The sequence below is a fragment of the Maribacter algarum (ex Zhang et al. 2020) genome (assembly GCF_005885635.1).
Lineage (GTDB): Bacteria > Bacteroidota > Bacteroidia > Flavobacteriales > Flavobacteriaceae > Maribacter_C > Maribacter_C algarum.
On sequence record NZ_VATY01000012.1, the window covers coordinates 1 to 2,129 of the forward strand.

Here is a 2,129-nt window from a genome sequence, read left to right on the forward strand (position 1 = left end):
ACACAACAAAACCTATAATTAATTGCTTGGGATTTTCCTGCGGAAAATCTAAGCATTTTTACTATGTTTAGGGTGCGACGGGAAATCCTACGGATTTCTGGCCGCAACTAATCATAGCCGAACCGTTAGCAAAAATATTAAATGACCCTAAATGTAATATTTACTATTAATCCGTAATAAATATATAAACCTGTTACAATGTTAATTGCGGTTCTTAAATTGGAATGATTCTTGTTTCAATCATTTTATGAGAGAATTAATAGCTTTGTTTATCATCTTTTTTGGTTTATTAAGTTTTGGTCAGGAAAATCAAATTTCTAAATCAAATCGAGAAAATTTTAAAAGTATTCAAGAATTAGATTCCACTTTCCAAAATAGAATCAATGAAGAGGATTTAATAGGAGTTTGGTTCACAACGGCAGTAACTCATTCAAAATATAGATCAAATCCCTACCCTAGATTTAAAGACAAGTATTCTTTTAAAAAAGACTTTTCTATTTCATTTGTGAAGAATAAGAAAATAACTTCTGGTACTTGGAGTCTTTCTGATAATAATACACTCACCATTACAACTTCCTCCAGAAAAATAGTATATCAAATAAGAGCTGTTAAAGACGGGACATTGACTCTATCCTCTTCCAATAATTATATAACTCTCAAAAAAAATAATTAAAATATAATCTTGCCTTTCCTGTAATTATCGCTACTTATACCCAAATATAGTAAGCAATAAAAACTGAACGGAGTAGAACGTAAATGGAACTGCCAAAGTTTATGCAGTCGGAATTGAAAAGCTCTTCGCAAACGGAATTGAATCGCCTGAAACGTAATCTTGGTGGAAAATACTTTTGCTAACAAAACCTAAACGTAATGCGGACTTTAGGGCTAAATCGAAAGGTCTGTGTATATTTATAATGTCGCTAAATCTTATGGATTTAGCTTTGGACAATAAAAAATAAAACTAAACAATAAGCTTTAGCTTCGCGCGCAGACGGAAACGAAAAGTTTCCTTGCCTCCGCACTACGCTTAGCCCAGCCGTTAGCCTTCATTATAACCAACTAAGAAACCAATGATAAAATTCTTTAGAAAAATACGCTACGACCTTATAAAGAAAAACAAGACTGGAAAATATCTCAAATATGCAGTTGGCGAAATTGTGCTAGTAATGATCGGTATACTTTTGGCATTGCAAGTCAGTAATTGGAATCAAAGGCATCAAAACGGCAAACAGGAAACCATACTATTGACTCAGTTATTAAACGAATACTCGAATAATTTGATACAACTTAATAGTAAAATTGAAACTAGGGATGACATCATGAAATCCTCATTGACAATTTTAGATTATAGAGGTCTCATAGAATCTCAAATTAATGTTGATAGTCTAAATATGCATATTGCAAGAACACTAACAAGGCCAACCTTTGATGCTGAATTAGGTGTTACTAATGAGCTTACTAATTCTGGCAAATTGTACTATCTGACCAATACAGAATTAAGAAATAGTATAACCGCCTTCCCTAGTTTTTTAAGTGAGTTGCGAGAAGAAGAAATGGTATCGTTTAACTTAATAGAAGAAAGACTCTTTCCCTTTTTAATAGACAATTACCAATTAGGTGCAGTTTTATCTAATAATATGACCGATCACTCTTTTCAATCAAAAATAGAAATGATAGATATAAAAAGGAAAAAAATGGCTGAGAATCTATTCAATACAAATAGTCCTTTTGGATTGGTCAACAATCCTGATATGGAAGATTATATGGCATTGACATATACCAATACTGAATATACAAATTTACAATCCCTTGGCGTAAAGAGTAAAATTGAGGATATAATCAACCTAATCAAAAAAGAGATTGTAAAGAAAGAATAACGAAAGGCTAACAAAGCCTAAAATTCATTGCTTGCGGATTTCCTAAACGGAAATCACGCGCAAAAAGCTATCTTTAGGTTCGGCTTGATTGTCCTTCGGACGAATCACAGCAACGAACCTTAGCCCAACCGTTACCCAAAATATGAAAAAGCTTATTCCACTACTATTGTTTACATTCTTATTTGTCAGTTGTAAACCTGATGTGAAATCTGTAAAGAAAGAAGTTGGACTTAAAACGGAGACATCTCAAAA

General features: G+C 32.6%; 2 protein-coding genes. Both read left to right on the forward strand.

Going from position 1 to position 2,129, the window contains the following annotated elements:
* The first annotated feature begins 247 nt into the window (after positions 1-247).
* Positions 248-673: a lipocalin family protein gene (locus FEE95_RS21935; protein WP_138660192.1), complete on the forward strand. Its 426-nt coding sequence runs from the start codon at positions 248-250 to the stop codon at positions 671-673.
* 397 nt (positions 674-1,070) lie between these two features.
* The gene (locus FEE95_RS21940) at positions 1,071-1,877 is read left to right on the forward strand and encodes a DUF6090 family protein (RefSeq protein WP_138660193.1); all 807 of its coding nucleotides are present in this window, start codon (positions 1,071-1,073) and stop codon (positions 1,875-1,877) included.
* The last annotated feature ends 252 nt before the right edge of the window (positions 1,878-2,129 follow it).

What these genes read in the sequence shown, in the direction of transcription:
- FEE95_RS21940 (WP_138660193.1), top strand. Translation starts at nt 1,071, where the DNA reads ATGATAAAATTCTTTAGAAAAATACGCTACGACCTTATAAAGAAAAAC.
- FEE95_RS21935 (WP_138660192.1), top strand. Translation starts at nt 248, where the DNA reads ATGAGAGAATTAATAGCTTTGTTTATCATCTTTTTTGGTTTATTAAGT.